This window comes from Cytobacillus sp. OWB-43, from assembly GCF_034651445.1.
Classification (GTDB): domain Bacteria; phylum Bacillota; class Bacilli; order Bacillales; family Cytobacillaceae; genus Cytobacillus; species Cytobacillus kochii.
Map to the genome: position 1 here is coordinate 37807 of NZ_JAYEFF010000004.1, position 15942 is coordinate 53748.

General features: G+C 37.9%; 16 protein-coding genes. 1 reads left to right on the forward strand and 15 read right to left on the reverse strand.

The window, feature by feature from the left end:
* Positions 1–23 precede the first annotated feature (23 nt).
* The 4 genes from U9M49_RS15425 to U9M49_RS15440 form a co-directional block, all read right to left on the reverse strand.
* On the reverse strand, positions 24–497 hold the full coding sequence (locus U9M49_RS15425; protein WP_307314894.1) for a GNAT family N-acetyltransferase: 474 nt from the start codon (positions 495–497) through the stop codon (positions 24–26).
* A 12-nt stretch (positions 498–509) separates the two neighbouring features.
* Positions 510–2177 carry an FAD-binding dehydrogenase gene (locus tag U9M49_RS15430; RefSeq protein ID WP_322910095.1) on the reverse strand — a complete coding sequence of 556 codons (1668 nt, stop codon included), beginning with the start codon at positions 2175–2177 and terminating at the stop codon, positions 510–512.
* A gap of 31 nt (positions 2178–2208) precedes the next feature.
* Complete coding sequence (locus tag U9M49_RS15435; protein WP_095370488.1) at positions 2209–2976, reverse strand: DUF4037 domain-containing protein; 768 nt, start codon at positions 2974–2976, stop codon at positions 2209–2211.
* Positions 2977–3172: 196 nt separating this feature from the next.
* Entirely contained in the window at positions 3173–5185 is a 2013-nt protein-coding gene (locus U9M49_RS15440; protein WP_322910096.1) for a methyl-accepting chemotaxis protein, read from the reverse strand.
* Positions 5186–5410: 225 nt separating this feature from the next.
* On the opposite strand from U9M49_RS15440, the gene U9M49_RS15445 reads away from it, so the two are divergent.
* The gene (locus U9M49_RS15445) at positions 5411–6283 is read left to right on the forward strand and encodes a glucosaminidase domain-containing protein (protein ID WP_322910097.1); all 873 of its coding nucleotides are present in this window, start codon (positions 5411–5413) and stop codon (positions 6281–6283) included.
* Positions 6284–6435: 152 nt separating this feature from the next.
* On the opposite strand, the gene U9M49_RS15450 is transcribed toward U9M49_RS15445, so the two are convergent.
* From U9M49_RS15450 to U9M49_RS15500, 11 genes are all read right to left on the reverse strand, one after another.
* Positions 6436–7599, reverse strand: a complete 1164-nt coding sequence (locus U9M49_RS15450) for a Ger(x)C family spore germination protein (RefSeq protein WP_322910098.1) — start codon at positions 7597–7599, stop codon at positions 6436–6438.
* Entirely contained in the window at positions 7596–9038 is a 1443-nt protein-coding gene (locus U9M49_RS15455) for a spore germination protein (protein ID WP_095370493.1), read from the reverse strand. The genes U9M49_RS15450 and U9M49_RS15455 overlap by 4 nt, the downstream gene beginning before the upstream one ends.
* Positions 9016–10116: an endospore germination permease gene (locus U9M49_RS15460; RefSeq protein ID WP_322910099.1), complete on the reverse strand. Its 1101-nt coding sequence runs from the start codon at positions 10114–10116 to the stop codon at positions 9016–9018. The genes U9M49_RS15455 and U9M49_RS15460 overlap by 23 nt, the downstream gene beginning before the upstream one ends.
* Positions 10117–10291: 175 nt before the next feature.
* Positions 10292–10540, reverse strand: coding sequence for a hypothetical protein (locus U9M49_RS15465; protein ID WP_322910100.1), 249 nt, complete (start codon positions 10538–10540; stop codon positions 10292–10294).
* A gap of 6 nt (positions 10541–10546) precedes the next feature.
* Positions 10547–10795, reverse strand: coding sequence for a hypothetical protein (locus tag U9M49_RS15470; RefSeq protein ID WP_322910101.1), 249 nt, complete (start codon positions 10793–10795; stop codon positions 10547–10549).
* Positions 10796–11349: 554 nt separating this feature from the next.
* Positions 11350–12228 carry a hypothetical protein gene (locus tag U9M49_RS15475; protein WP_322910102.1) on the reverse strand — a complete coding sequence of 293 codons (879 nt, stop codon included), beginning with the start codon at positions 12226–12228 and terminating at the stop codon, positions 11350–11352.
* Between the two features lie 13 nt (positions 12229–12241).
* Entirely contained in the window at positions 12242–13192 is a 951-nt protein-coding gene (locus tag U9M49_RS15480) for a hypothetical protein (RefSeq protein WP_095370498.1), read from the reverse strand.
* Entirely contained in the window at positions 13185–14060 is an 876-nt protein-coding gene (locus U9M49_RS15485) for a cell division protein FtsX (protein ID WP_322910103.1), read from the reverse strand. Before U9M49_RS15485 ends, U9M49_RS15480 begins: the two co-directional genes overlap by 8 nt.
* Positions 14050–14697 carry an ABC transporter ATP-binding protein gene (locus tag U9M49_RS15490; protein WP_322910104.1) on the reverse strand — a complete coding sequence of 216 codons (648 nt, stop codon included), beginning with the start codon at positions 14695–14697 and terminating at the stop codon, positions 14050–14052. The genes U9M49_RS15485 and U9M49_RS15490 overlap by 11 nt, the downstream gene beginning before the upstream one ends.
* Positions 14698–14699: 2 nt before the next feature.
* A complete protein-coding gene (locus U9M49_RS15495) occupies positions 14700–15308 on the reverse strand; it encodes a hypothetical protein (protein WP_095370501.1) in 609 nt (202 codons plus the stop codon).
* Positions 15305–15940, reverse strand: a complete 636-nt coding sequence (locus U9M49_RS15500) for a phosphate starvation-inducible protein PhoH (protein WP_322910105.1) — start codon at positions 15938–15940, stop codon at positions 15305–15307. Before U9M49_RS15500 ends, U9M49_RS15495 begins: the two co-directional genes overlap by 4 nt.
* Positions 15941–15942 lie beyond the last annotated feature (2 nt).

A 15942-nucleotide genomic window follows, 5' to 3' on the forward strand; every position in this document is an offset into this window, starting at 1 on the left:
CTCACCTAGTAACTTGTATCCAACTACCGATCCCACTGATAGTAAATAAAATTTCCCTCTTCTCCTTGCATGACAAAGTTATTTCTCTCTAATACTTTTTGAGAAGAAATATTATCTTTCGTTGTTTTGGCCAAGAATTGATTGATTTTCTTATTTTGCTGTAGAAGAATTTGCAATGCATGACTCGCTATCCCTTTCCCAGTGTATGTCTCACCTATGCGATAGCCAAGATAACCCTTTTTCTCTCGCCAGTCTATATCTACAATATTTATTCTACCGACAATTTCATCTGTTTCATTTCTAATAAGATAGAATAATGATTTATTTTCGGCTTGCTCCTCTAATAATTCTATTAAAACTTGTAGGAACAGCTCATATATCTCATAACTTACAGGTCTAGGTGGAACACTTTTCTCAAAGAATTGTTTATTCACTTTTTCAAATTTGAACAGTTCTTTTGCGTCATCATTAGCAAGTCTTGTCAGTCTATATGTCATCGTATAAGCTCCTCATATCGTTTCATTATCTAATGCTGCCACGATTGCTTGGCCTGCCACTTTTCCTGTAAAAAGACAGCCACCAACAAACGTTCCTTCTAATGAGCGATAGCCATGCACTCCACCTCCGCCAAAGCCGGCTACTTCTCCTGCTGCATATAAGCCGTGAACAGGGGATCCCTTTTCATTTAACACCCTTGCTGATAAATCGGTTTGCAAACCACCTAGTGTTTTTCTACTTAAGAGATTTAAACGAACGGCAATAAGCGGGCCGTTTTTTGGATCAAGAATTTTATGAGGCTTAGCCACTCGTATTAATTTATCCCCCAGATAGTTTCTTGCTCCTCTAATAGCTGTCACTTGCAAATCTTTTGTAAAAGCATGATCAATCTCACGGTCTCTTGCTTGAATTTGTCTCTCAATTTCATCCACACGCAGCAAATCATTGCCAGAAAGTTTATTCATTGCAGTGACAAGATCACCTAGTTGACTAGCAATAACAAAATCTTCCCCTTTATCCATAAATGCTTTTACAGGCGTTGGTACACGTTTTAATGCTCTGCCAATCACTTTACTAATGCTTTTACCCGTTAAATCTGGATTTTGTTCGGAGCCAGATAAGGCAAACTCTTTTTCAATTATTTTATGAGAAAGAATAAACCAAGAATAGTCATAGCCTGTTTTTTTAATTGCCTCTAGTGTACTAAGTGTATCAAAACCTGGATAGTTAGGCGCTTGAAAACGTTTTCCATTTGCATCAAGCCAAATAGAAGATGGTCCAGGAAGAATACGAATCCCATGGTTCTCCCATACAGGCTGCCAATTCTTAATTCCCTCTGTGTAATGCCACATGCGGTCACGGTTCACAATCCTTCCGCCTGCTGCCTCTGTAACCGAAAGCATCCTTCCATCCACATGTGCCGGAACTCCAGAAATCATCTGTTGAGGTGGCTCTCCAAGTCTACTTGGCCAATTTTTACGAATCAGCTCCATGTTCGCACCGATTCCTCCGCTAGCGACTAAGACGAGTTTTGTATCATATTTAAAGCGACCTACTACTTCTCTATTACTTCCTTCCCCACGTTTCGCTTGGCTAGCCTTTAATACGGAGCCACTTAATCCAACAATCATACTACCGTCTGTTATTAATTGCTCCACACGGTGACGCGGTTGATATTGGACCAAGCCTTTTTTCATATGTTCCCGTACTCGGCGTTCAAATGGCTCAACGATTCCTGGACCTGTTCCCCAGACAATATGAAAGCGTGGTACAGAGTTACCAGGGCCATCAGCTAACTGTCCCCCCCTCTCTGCCCAACCGACTACTGGAAAAAAACGAACCCCCATCTTGTGTAACCATGCCCGCTTTTCTCCTGCTGCAAATTCAACATAAGCTTTAGCCCATTGCAATCCCCAATAGTCCTCATCTTCTATCCGATCAAAGCCAGCTGTCCCCTGCCAATCCTGCCATGCTAACTCCTTAGAATCCTGGATTCCCATTCGACGCTGTTCAGGGGAATTGACTAAAAACAGTCCACCAAATGACCACCATGCTTGGCCACCTAAGGATGCTTCTGGCTCTTGGTCTAAAAGTAATACCCGCTTCCCACCATCCGCTATTTCTGCCGTTGCCACCAAACCAGCTAATCCTGCGCCAACCACAATCACATCGTAATCCATTGAACTTTCCTCCATTCATCCATTTATTTAGTTATAATGACTGTTTATTGTTTGTAGGGCAAGTTAACATACTTTTTTGTTTCGCTTCATTTAAATCTATCTCGGGATACGCTCTTTCTACTAATCTATATGTTTCTACTAATATTTTTTCAAGTTCTTGTAAATCTTTCATAGTTAATTGCCCTATATGAATTTTCTCTGACCTCTCGAGAAAATTTGATGGTTTAACTTTCAATGCGTTGACCGATTTCCTTAACCATTTAAAACCAGGGTGTTGAATGAACTCTTTATTCAATACAAATAATAATATTAAAATATTCTTTTCAACTGAAAAAAGAACTTGTTGTAACATATACCAATCATTTCGCGCTAGTAATCCATATCTACTATGCCAGCTATTTGTTACTTCTTTATACTCTTTAATCAAATTTATTGTGAGTGCTGTTGGATATCTATCAATTTGTCTTCTTGAAGCTTTAAATATGTCTTTACCAATGAGTGGAATACCACTTTGTAGGCTTGCAAGTAATACTTGTTTTTCAATATCTGCTTCTTGCTTGATTAGAAGGTCATCGATGATCCGCTGAAAAGTTATCGTGCGAAAATTACTTATTTCATATTTTACGTTAGAGACTATATACGATTCGGACCATTCTTCATCTTCAAATGGGAAAAAGTCGAGAACTTTACCCCCTCTTTCCTTTATTGGGTAAAGTCGTTCATCATCCGTATGATCTTTATTCCATAAGACGTTGATTTCAATATCGGAATACTCGTCTTCCCTACACGGGAAACAGATTCAGAAATATATACTATATCAGCATTATTCTTCGATAATATTCAGTTACTTTTTTAGCCTCCTCGATCAAAATCATGCATACCATTCTTTTACAAATTTTTATTAACAAACCTTAAAATACTTCACTATATACCAACCCCTAACATTCGTTAAAAAAAGAAAAAAATCCTGCTTTCACAGGATTTCTTCTTCTATGTTAAAGTTTAAAGCGACCAATTAATGATTGAACCTTTGTCGCTAAGTTATTTAAGTGTTGTGCACTTTCAGTCACATTTTCCATCGAACCGCTTACTTCTTCTGCCGATGCAGATGTTTCTTCAATGCCCGCTGCTGATTCTTCTGTCACAGAGGCGATCTCTTCAATTGTACCGTTCATTTCTTGACTATTTGCTGTAATATCGTTAAGATTTTCTGCAATTTGAGCAATACTTTCTCCCATTTCTTGCAGTGATAGGCGGATATCATCAAATGTTTGATTGGTTTCATCCATTTGCTCTTTTCCTTTTTCAACCTCTGTATATCCCGTCTGCAAGGAAACAACGACTTCTTTTGAATCAGATTGGATGGTCATGACAATAGATGTGATATCTTGGACAGATGCTGCCACCTGTTCTGCTAGTTTACGAACTTCTTCTGCAACAACGGCAAACCCACGACCATGTTCTCCCGCTCTCGCTGCTTCAATAGCAGCATTTAATGCAAGTAAATTCGTTTGCTCAGCTACTTCTTTTATCACAGCAACCAACTTTGTGATATCTTGTGTTTGCTGATCCAATGTTTTCATTTTTGCTGTTGTTTGGCTGACAATGTCATGAATTGTCTCCATTTGTTTCGTTGATTGTTGCATATTTAACGTGCCTTTTTCCGTCATAACAAAAACATCTTTTGTCTTTTCTTGAATCCATTCACCATTCGCATTGGTCTCATCAATCTTTACAACAAAATCATTCATAAAGGAAGAAATGTCACTCGCACTTTTCGCTTGTGCTTCTGAACCATACGCAAGCTCCTCCATTGTTGTAGCAATCTGTGAAGTACCTGCTTTTACTTCTTCAGAAATTAATTTCAATTCCTCACTTTTGGCTGTTACTGTGTGAGATACATCTTGAACATCAACGAGAAGCGTTTTTATTTGTTGATTCATCTCATTCGTTGCTATTACAAGGTGACCAATCTCATTTTTATGTTTAATAGGAAGTGGTTCATGAGTAAAATCTCCATCTGCCATACTTTTCATTCTGCCTACTACATCATGCATTGGCTTTGTTAAAGCTCGGGTAATGAAGTACGAAGTAACAATCGCTAACAATAAAACCACACCAATAGTAATTAAATTAGGTAACACGATTGCTTCCCCTTGTTTTTCTAAATCTCTCGTATTGACTATACCGCCTATGGTCCATCCTGTTGTAGGATTCTCAATATAATGAACAATTTCCTCATCTACCTGAATACTTCCCTGTGATTGTTCATTAGAGTCTGTGGACAAATCTAATGAAGCGGCTTGTCCAATAAGTGCTGAATCAGGATGAGCAACATATTTACCAAAAGGATCGACAATCATGCCATATCCTGTGTCACCTACGTCCATTTTATTGACCATCTCAATTAATGTGTCAACAAGTACATCAGCCCCAACAACACCTACTAATTGATCATTTTGGTAAACGGCTTCAGAAATCGTTATAATCGTTTCCCCTGTACTACCATCTTTATATGGTGCTGTCCAAACGGGATCACCTTTTGCAGCAACTGCCTCCTTATACCAATCTCTTTGCTTTGCAAGGAAATCATTTCCTAAATCAGCTTCAGGATAAATCACTACTTCACCCGTACTCTCACTAGCTGAATAAAGGTTGATGACAGAGTCCGTTGTTTCTTGTGTTTCGCGGAAATAGGCTAATACCTCGTCATTGTCACCTTCTGAGGGAATGATGTCCTCATTCATCGTCATTCGAGTCATGATTTGATGTTTCTGAGTAAAGAACATCTCAAAAGTATCATTTAAACTCGTTAATTGTTCTTCTACTTTTTGGTTGAGGATCGCTGTCGTATTTTTAATACTAAAATGGTAACTAACATAACTAACCGTCATGACTGCAATGATAATTAGCGCTAAGAACGGCAGCAATATTTGAAATTGAATAGTGGATGTTAAGCGGTTTAGGAATGAGTTTTCCTTCCCCTTTCGATCGAATAACTTGCCCATAAATATTCCCCTTTTTATCTAAAATGCGTGATTAATGACCTATCAAAAATAAATAACCACATCTTTTGTCCTGTTATTTTTATCGGCAGACTAGGATAACCTTTCATGTTTATCTATAATGGCAGAAAATTTAGTTTATTACTCTTATAAAGAGGTGTCACTGGAAGAATGAACATGATTCAAGTTATATTAGTAGAAAGTAATATGGAATAAGGGGACATTCTAATGAAAAAGAGCAAGTGGATTTTATTTACACTCGTTTTGTTTATAGTGGGCATCTACTTTATCGCTATGAATAAAGAAAAAAGTATCTCCATTGACCAAACAGGACAAGTTCAAGCAGTTGTTGATGAAACGAGTCGTGGGAAGGCTCAAGTTGATTGGCGCTATGTTTCAGCTATGGCAGAAGTGAAGTATGGCATTGAAGAAATAAGTAATGAGGAAATAAAACAACTGACAAATCAATTTATTACCGAAGAAAATGATGATTTTAAAATAAAAGAGATTGATAGAGTATTAATCGAAAATGAGTACAGCCAAGAAGAAAAAGAAGAAGTGAAAAATTACTATAATCAATTAACAGATCAAATTGAAGCAGCAGACAATAATAACCTAAAAAAAATGCAACGAAACTTTATCAATGATATTGAAGCAATTGCAATAGAAAACTATGAAACCTATCGTATCCTGCCATCAATTACGATTGCTCAAGCCATACTTGAATCCGATTGGGGTAGATCGACCCTCTCATCCGAATATAATAACTACTTTGGCATCAAGAGCCATAATTGGGACGGAGAATCAGTAAACCTAGAAACGAAAGAGTACTATGATGAAACAATTGAGGATGCTTTTAGGGTATATGATCAAATGGAGGATTCCGTAAAAGATCACGGAGAGTTCTTAGCCACTCACGATCGCTACAAAAAAAATGGGCTATTCAATGGCACAACTTATATGGAGCAAGCAGTAGCATTACAAGACGCTGGATACAGTACAATTGAAAATGAACAAGGCGAAAAAATCTATAGCGACCAATTGGCGCAGATTATTCAGCAACACCAATTGCAATTGATTGACAGTAAAGTATATCAATAAAATGTCCATTGAAAAAAAGGATGGGCGACAACTACAAATTCGTACACTAAACATGTACGAATAGATATTGATAAAACTCCCTTATAAGTAGCATCTTTATAATCTCTGTCTACTTATAGGGGAGCCAATCTACTTAAGTTTCAACCAGGTTCTTAGTCTGTCTTCCCTCTTTCTTTCAGTTCTTCAAACCGTTTGTTTTTAAATGCACTTGCATGTTGAATCGTTACATCTGCTCTTACTTCTACCTCACTTTTAGCTAAGTAATTTTCCTTGTCCTTTTCCCAGCTTTTAAAGTCATTACGATAGAGAATATGACCCAGGTCAAGAAAGTCTATACCTTCCTCTACCCCTAATTGGAATAGATCTTTAATTTCCTTTGACAAGTTTTCTTTTGTTTCTCTAAGTAACTGGTTATATGTCTGGTCATTTACCTTATTCCCAAGACTCGCTTTTACTTCTAGTTGTACTTCAAATTGATATTTGCCCTCTTTACTATCTACAAGTTTCTTCTTCGTCTTGATATTATCAATAACAATAATCGTTTCCTGATTTCCCCCATCAGGCACTTTCAATGAAGACCTTTCTGTACCCTTGGATACCCACCTTATGCCTTTAATTGTATCTAAATTAAAAAAACCTATATATTTAATATCTTTAATAAAAAAGGCGCCACTATAAGTCAATTTAGGCTCTTTCTTTTCGTTACTCCTCCATTGGCTCTCTGTGATTGTGATACCAGGTAAATAAGTCGTTTTCCCAGGTTCAAATATTTCTCTAAAGAATTGATAAAGCTTGATCGGTCTTACCATTGTACTTTGTTTACTTGAACGATCCGGATGATGTAATAAGGTTTCTAGAGAAGACTGTTTAAATAAACCTAGTGTGGACAACACCTTATCGATTGGATCTTTGGTAGCAAATATCCAAGGCGTTTGCCTATATTCATAATATCTCGTCAACTCGTCCAACACATGGTCAAGACCATGATTTAAAATCGCTTCACTGACAACTATTGTTGAAATATGCGAAAATATAATAACTTCCTGTTCAGATTTATATAATTCAAAATACGCATCTAATAAGGTTTCTCCAGAAGATATAGAAATATATGTTTGAGCATAGCTTGTTTCACCCTCGGTTTTTGCGACAGAATCAAGTCCAACAAGTTGTATATATAATTGGTATTTCCCATCTTTAAAGTCTACACCTAAGGCAGTTGCAAAATTCAAATTCTGTATTTCTTTCATGTCAGACTTACAGGATGCACATGTCACTAGGAGAAGGAGACATAATAACGAAAGGAAGAGCTTTTTCATTTGCTCTTTCTCCTTATACTTGCAATCCAGTTTTCATTCTTTCTTCTGCGAAAAGGATTGACCATGAAAGCGGACAAAAACTCACCAAAATTCAGAGATGTTATCGGCTCTAAATAAGACACTTTAAACGATTCAAGTCTTGTTAAGTAAACAACAATACTGATGAAGCTTAAGGCAAATCCATAAACGCCTAAAAAAGTAGAGAAAAGCATCGTATATAATCGGAGGATCGTTACAGTACCAGTAAGCGATTGATTTACTAATGTAAAAGTGGCGACTGCCGCCACAGCGAAAACAACAAGCAATGTTGGAGAAGCAAGCCCTGCTCTAATTGCCGCATCTCCAATAATTATACCCCCTACAATAGAAATCGTTTGCCCTAAGGCAGTCGGCATCCGAACTCCCGCTTCTTTTAGTAATTCAAAAAGAAGGAGAATGAGAAACGATTCTAATGGTAAGGAAAAGGGTAATCCATGGCGCGAAATGACGATGGTTGCAATTAAAGGATAAGGTAGTTGGTCAATATTAATATTCGAGATAGCAAGGAAGAAAGACGGCACGAATATAGCAATAAATAAACAAACGACTCGAAGCAATCTTTGAAAGGCAACAATATAATAAGGAAAGTGAACATCTTCAGGAGATTTGATTATTCCTAATAGGTTCATCGGCCCTATTAATACCGTAGGTGACCCTTCAACAATGATAACAAATCGACCTCTAAGTAAACATTGCGCTGCAAAATCCGGCCTCGTTATATAATCTAAAAGAGGAAAGAGCGAAAATGTCTTATCTGATATCCATTGTTCAAGTTGCCCCGCACTAATAAGGCTTTCTACATCAACTTTTTCTAATCTTTTTCTCGCTTCATCAATCACATTTTGCTTAGCCTTGCCCTCTAAATAGACAAGCACTGTTTTTGTTTCTGTTTCACTTCCAATTTGAAAGACTTCACTCTTTAACTTTTCTGTTTTAATTCTTTTTCTAATCAGAGCCATATTTGTATGTAATTCTTCCGTAAATCCGTCCCTTGCACCTTTTAAGGCAACCTCCGTTTGTGAATCTTCAGGTGAGCGATGTGGAATTTGAGCGATATCGATAGCAAAATAATTCCTGCCTCCGTTTACATAGAAGATGACATAACCACCTAGTAAATGACTCACCATATCCTTTGTTTGATGAATTTTTAAAAATGTTGGCCATTGTGATGCCATTTCTTTCGAGCGGTATCCTTCATTGAAATAAGTCACAATCGCATGTACATAACGGTTATATTGTTCTCTACTAATCATTCCATCAGCGTATAAGGTGAGGACATTTTGTTGTGTAACCAAATGGATATCTGATGTCTGATTAAATAATTCCTCTAAATGCCGACTGTTTAGCTTTCCGGTATCTAAAAGTTTATCTAATTGTTTATATTGACTTTCCACGGTCATACTCTTTTTCACCCTTTCGGCTAGGAAGATAGCTGACGAACAATAAAATAATGGTCATAACCACCCCAAAACATAGGGCAACCTTGTAAAAATAATGTTTAATGATATGAAAAACAAGAATATCGCTCGTCTGTAAGGAAACGATGCCATATAAGATAAGAGCTGTTAAAGTTATGAGAATAACCTTCCACCACTTTTTTTGAATATGGATTATTTCCGGAATAAGAAATAAACAAAGTGAGACTCTGATGGTTACACCACTTAATAATTGAAACACAGCTAAAGCATCCACATGGGATATTAAATCCCCAATTGATACAAGTCTCCATTGTTCAAATGCAGGAAACCGCATATTAGCAGCCATACTTGGACCAAATGATGTTAATGAACCAATGGTTGGTCCCATAATAAGCATCGTTAAAACAGTTAATAACAACATTAAATACCAGTATGGTATCTTCTTTTCAAAATAGTGATGAATGATAAAGAAGATAAGTAAATCCACACTCCCACCTAGCACGATGATTACACCTTCAATAACAGAAGCGTCTTTATCAGCAAATAACGGCAAAAGATAGGAATAATCTTTTTCCTCTAATGTGGCAATCGCGACAAACATACCTAATCCCCATACAATAGGCAAGAGAATGGTCGAAGTATAGATGATCGTTTTGATGCCTGAACTGGCTGCCCACACACATAACAAAATAAAGGGTAGGGCGACAATCCATATAGGTGTAAATGGTAGGAAAAAAATATGCACTGATTGGATCAAATCAAAAAATGAAACAATACCAGCAACACTAAAATACAAGAGAAACAAACTCATAATACTATAGGAAAGAAATGTCCCAACTCTTTTTTTCATCCAAAGGAAGGTATGTTCGCCAGCTTGATTTTTAGATAAGATGATCTTATATAAAAATATCCAAACAAACATAATACCGTAGGCGATTAAAACGCTTAACCAAGCATCTCGTTTAGCCAAACCCAACAAATGGGGTAAAATGAGCACATGATTAGATATGCCTATAAATAAAATAATGACAAAAGCAAGTTGAAGGCGAGAAAACTTCATTGATCCACCCTCTCTATCTTCCATAAGATATTGGTATTATTTGTTTAATTGGCTAGCTTATTCCTATAAACTTAAATTAATATTCAGTTGGAAGATACATGTTTTTTGGTGGCTTTAATTGTTCAATCACAAAAAAACTGGAGTTACATTGCAGAGGAGAGGCCTAAACAGAAGACTAATTGCAGCAATAAGTGAAATTACTTGTGTGGCTGAAGGGAATGATTTTTTGAACCAGGGTCACGCGCAAACTACATTTGCAACGCTTTCTTTTCTGTTTTCGGATTTGTGTATGACTTGCTATCTCCTTTTGCTGCGCTCTCATTTTGGTTTGCTCTTCTGAGTGACTCGCTATCTCCTTTTGCTGCGCTCTCGTTTGGGTTTGCTCATTTGAGTGACTCGCTATCTCCTTTTGCTGCGCTCTCATTTTGGTTTACTCTTCTGAGTGACTCGCTCTCCCCTTTTGCTTCCCTCTCATTTTGGTTTGCTCTTCTGAGTGACTCGCTATCTCCTTTTGCTTCCCTCTCGTTTCGGTTTGCTCATTTGAGTGACTCGCTATTGCCTTTTGCTTCGCTCTCGTTTCGGGTTGCTCTTCTGAGTGACTCGCTCTCCCCTTTTGCTTCGCTCTCGTTTGGGTTTGCTCATTTGAGTGACTCGCTCTCTCCTTTTGCTTCCCTCTCATTTCGGGTTGCTCTTCTGAGTGACTCGCTCTCCCCTTTTGCTGCGCTCTCGTTTGGGTTTGCTCATTTGAGTGACTCGCTATCGCCTTTTACTACGCTCTCGTTTCGGTTTGCTCTTCTGAGTGACTCGCTCTCCCCTTTTGCTTCGCTCTCGTTTGGGTTGGCTCATTTGAGTGACTCGCTCTCCCCTTTTGCTTCGCTCTCGTTTGGGTTTGCTCATCTGAGTGACCCGCTATCGCCTTTTCCTTCGCTCTCGTTTTGGTTTCCTCATCTGAGTGACTCGCTCTCCTCTTTTGCTTCCCTCTCGTTTGAATTTTTTCTTCTGAGTGACATGCAACAACTTTCTTCTACTCGGCTTTCAATCTCTTTCTTCACTTTGAATAATGCGTATATCTTAAATACCCAACTCTTTAACTTGTGTGAACAAATGATAAGAACGACTTAATATCTTTTAAATTCTTCAAATATCACTAATTTATCACCACCTCTAAACAAATAAAAAACCGTAACAGAAACGTTTAATCAGTTTCTTGTTACGGTTATAATCCCTCTCTAACTATTTCCTTTTTTTCATATACAAACCGACAACGATAAGAACGACAACAGCAACTAAGCCGATAAACAACCAATTGGCATAATGATTACCTTTCTCTTCTTCAACTACTTCAGCTTTTTCTTTCTTACTTTCTTCATCAATAGAAGATGTTTCTTCCTCAACTACTTGTTCTTGTACAGGCTGCTCTTCAGATATAGATAAGAACTGTGTCACCTCTTCACCGTTATCATGAGGGTCTTCCATTAGTAATGAAGTTGTCACATACATTCCTTCCCAAACAGTAGGATCAACAGATGGTGCATCTACATATGGGTGAGCAGCAAGTATGATTGTTTCATCACCTATTTGAATATGATATTGGTGAGTATCTTTCCCATCAACACTTATCTCTTTTTGTTCGACAGCTTCAACTTGACCAACTGGCCCTTCAGTAAAGCCAGCCTCCTCTATTAGCGAACTTCCGTGTTCACTAATAAACATAGCAAATGCTTCTCTTGTTAAGCCCTCAGAACCATTTTCAATTGCCAGTTCACCTGCAAAGAAAGCTTCATTTACATCAGCAAATGTCGCGTTCCCCTTGAGTGAAGAGATCCATCCTTTTTCCACTACTTGTTGGGCCGTATTTTCCCCTTCAAGGTGGTAATATGCTGCGACAAACTCAGCCAATTCTTCCATCGTCAAACTGTCATTTGGTCTGAAAGTGGCAGTTTCATCTTGACTATTCGTCATCCCTAAAGCGGTAATAAACAATATCTCACCTTTTGCCTCTGTATAATTTAAATCATTATAAGCATTATCAGCATTCATCACATGTGCATGAGCTTGTGACGTTATCAGTATAAATAACACCGCACATATACTGACGATTTTCTTCCACATCTCTTTTCTCTCCTTATTTGGTTTGTAATTGTAGATAACCATCTTTTTGTGTAAGATATGGTTGTTCCACGCCATCTAAGTTTTTTAAAGTTTCATAGGATAAGGTAAATGGAATCAATTCTTCTAATAACTCTTTCGGTAAGAAAAATCCATTATAAAAGCCTTCTTCTAATATCAAGCTTGCGGATTGTCCATCCTTATTCTGTAAGACTTGCCCGATTAAAATAACATGTCCCTCTGGACGCTCGTAAACCATATACACATGATCCGCCCGAAAATAATAGGATAAATCACTTTCAGTATTTAACCATTCTCCTGACAATCGATACGTACCATCAGGTTGAGCCACTACCCAATGAGTCAACTCCTCATTAATTCGCTTATTATCGCGCTCAATACCGGCAATAATATGATCCTCTATTTCAGCCGTCCAATCAATATCTAAATAGTTAGCGATCTGTTCTAATCCTAACCCTTCATTTTCCGCTAAATAGGTCGCTCTAGCTTGGATATTTTTCTCAATCATCCCTAACAACTCTTGATGTCCTTCTAACGCATTCTTTGCTGCCTCTAGTTGCTTAAACGACAGATAGAGTGTATTTAATTCCTCTAAATACGCATCAATCTGCTGCTCTATCAGCCAATAATTCCCTTGGATATCAACTATATCTTCACCATTTTCAGTCATAGCTAGCCATGTATCTAGACCAACATCACTATAAAATTGCAGCTGATCAACGGCTAGTCCTTGATCTTGCTTAAATGCTGTTTCTAGTGATTCTACCTGTGGCTCTAGTGCTGCAATTTCCTTCTCTGTTGCCTTCATCTCATCCTTTAGCTTATCAATCGTTGATTCATCATAGACAATGGCAAGAAAGTCAGCAAAAGCGCCTGTCAGGTGAGCATAAACAGGAAGTGCGAGTCCCATAACAAGCATAATAGTGAGTATGACTTTTTTAAACATCACGAATCAACTTTCTTGTTGCAAGAAAACTTGCCCCAATGCCAATCACTATACTTACAATACATTGCAAACTAAAGACGATGATCCGATTAGAGCTATCTAACTGTATTAAAAAAGGCACTGCTTGTTCAATTGGATGTAGGACAAGTTCAAATAGAGCAAAGGTAGAGAAAAGGCTCAAGATACCACCCACTAACCCTAATAAAAACCCTTCAATTAAGAATTGTAATCTAACATGAGCAGGATTCGCTCCTACTAATAGCTTTACACGAATTTCTTTTTCTCTTTGATATAATGCTAGATGAAAGGCAATGTAGGCAACCATACAAGCAATGATTAAAAGTATGATAGCAATGATACTACCATATGTTTCAACTTTCTTAATCCACTCGTACAGTGTCTGAGCCATCTCTTGTGGATAGATGACCTCTGCAATGCCCTGCATACCATCTAAAGACCGAGCCACTTCCTCTATTAGACTTGCATCTGTCACATGGACTTTAATAGCATCATTCATCGCCCCATTGGTAAAGGAATCCAACAAATGCTCTCTATTCATAAAAAAATGTGAGAGACCAGCTAACACTTCATCGCCTGTTTCTACTTCGACAGATTGAATAAAATCATTCTCTACAAGCACAGAAGATAGTTGTTCGGTATCATACCCTTTCTCCACGTACACCTTCATTGAGATTTGCGACTCCACATAAGTGATAGTATCTTCAAGAGCAAGCCTCATTAAAAGCAGACCACCGATTAAAGTGACAGCTACAAAGATAAGAATAATAGATGCAAGCGATGCACCTTTATTGCGCTTCAGTCCAGATTGGACATCGTCCCATATATAGCGGAATGATTCAAAGCTCATAAACCTTACCTCCCTCAATCACCCATGACTTCTCATTCATTTGTTGAATCAGTTGTTCAGAGTGAGTGATGACCAACATCGATACACCTTCTTCTTCATGTAGCTCTTTTAACAAGGTTAATATTTCGAGAGAAGTTTCTCTGTCAAGATTACCAGTTGGTTCATCAGCTAGAATGAGCTTTGGTTTATTCAATAAGGCACGAGCAACAGCTGTGCGTTGTTGCTGCCCTCCTGATAATTGCTTCGGAAAATGGTGGAGATGGTCTGCCAGTCCTACTCTTGTTAGAAGACGAACCGCTTCGTTTTCTATCTCCTTTTGTGGTTTTCCTAAAATCTTTCCTGCGAGCATGACATTTTCTAACACTGTCTTTCGCTCTAATAATTCAAAGGATTGGAAAACCACACCCATTTTTCTCCTTAATTCATATTTCTTCATTTGTCCAATCTCTTGCCCATCAATCAGAATGTCTCCACTATCTCTCTCTATTTCTCTGTAAAGTAATTTAATTAACGTACTTTTTCCAGATCCAGATTTCCCTTTTAAAAATGCGAACTCATTCGATTGAAGCTGAAATTGGACATCCTGTAAAACCTTTCTGTCTCCATAACTCTTTGATACACGATTTAATACAATCACGATTAAATCTTACCTTCCTCAAGCCAAGGAAGAAATCCCCTTAAAAAACGTTCTGTTGCCGGCATAAAATAAGAACCGTAATGATAATCAGGATCGAGCGTCGTATTAATCCATGTTCCTTTCGAACTTACTTTATCAATATAAAATACCGCTCCACCATCTTCTGTCGCTACTAATACTTCACTGCCTTCGGGTGGCCAGTACACACCGTGTTGATGCCATGTTGCATCAGATAATGTTAAATAATTTTTGAATAGATCATGGTTTTCTCCTGCTAATACAAGACCGCTTTTCGCATCTTTCTCTAACCACCACCAAAAATTCGTAATTCGGAATTCCCAATCATGTTTAGGTAACCAATCAAAGCCTTGCGGACCAAACGTCACAACAATCCCACCATTATCTGCATAGGCATGAATTTTCTCGACATTTTCCTTTAAGAGTCCTAAATGCGTTTGTGATGGAATGAGCAAAACATCGATTTCTTCAAACGATGCCTCTGCTAATTCTCTAATAGGGATTAATTGATGGAAATGTTTAGCGAACTCAGACGTTTTGTATGTGCGGTGGTGCTGCGAACTTCCTCCGTAAACAACAGCAATCTTTCTCATGATTGTACCCCCTGAATTGTTTTACTATATTCCTCTTCTACCCATTTTCTTAATTGCGGAGAAATGCGTGACGTAGTTTTCTCTAGATCATTACTTCCCATATAGCCGAATAAATCAAAGCCTACATGAACAAGAATCGTCCCGTTTGTACTTTGTCGATCGATATATGTAATCGGTTCTTTTCCATCCAATGTAAGAAGCACCTCTGCCCCTTCTGGTAACGGATGATGACCGCGAGCAAAAAATCCAGCAACTCCTTTATTAAAAGTCATATCATCCTCTAGTACTCCTTCAAAAATTGGGTGAGTTGATTCAATTTTGACTGCATAATCTTGAAAACTCTTAATCTCCTTCGGCACAAACGGGCGACCGCCTGGTAACCAATCAGTGACTAGATTGCCTGAGAATATGACAATTTTCCCCTCATCTAAAAATGATGAAATTATGTCCTTATGCTCTAATAAAAAGTCCTGATCACACATACCCCCAATAACTAAACATCCATAAGGAGTGAAGTCTGTATATGGTAACTGGTAAATATCTACATGTGTAAAGCCAGTTGAATCTTGATTTTCTAAACGAGTTTGGGCAAAAACACCACCAGCGTTTAATGAGATAAATTGAATAGTCATTT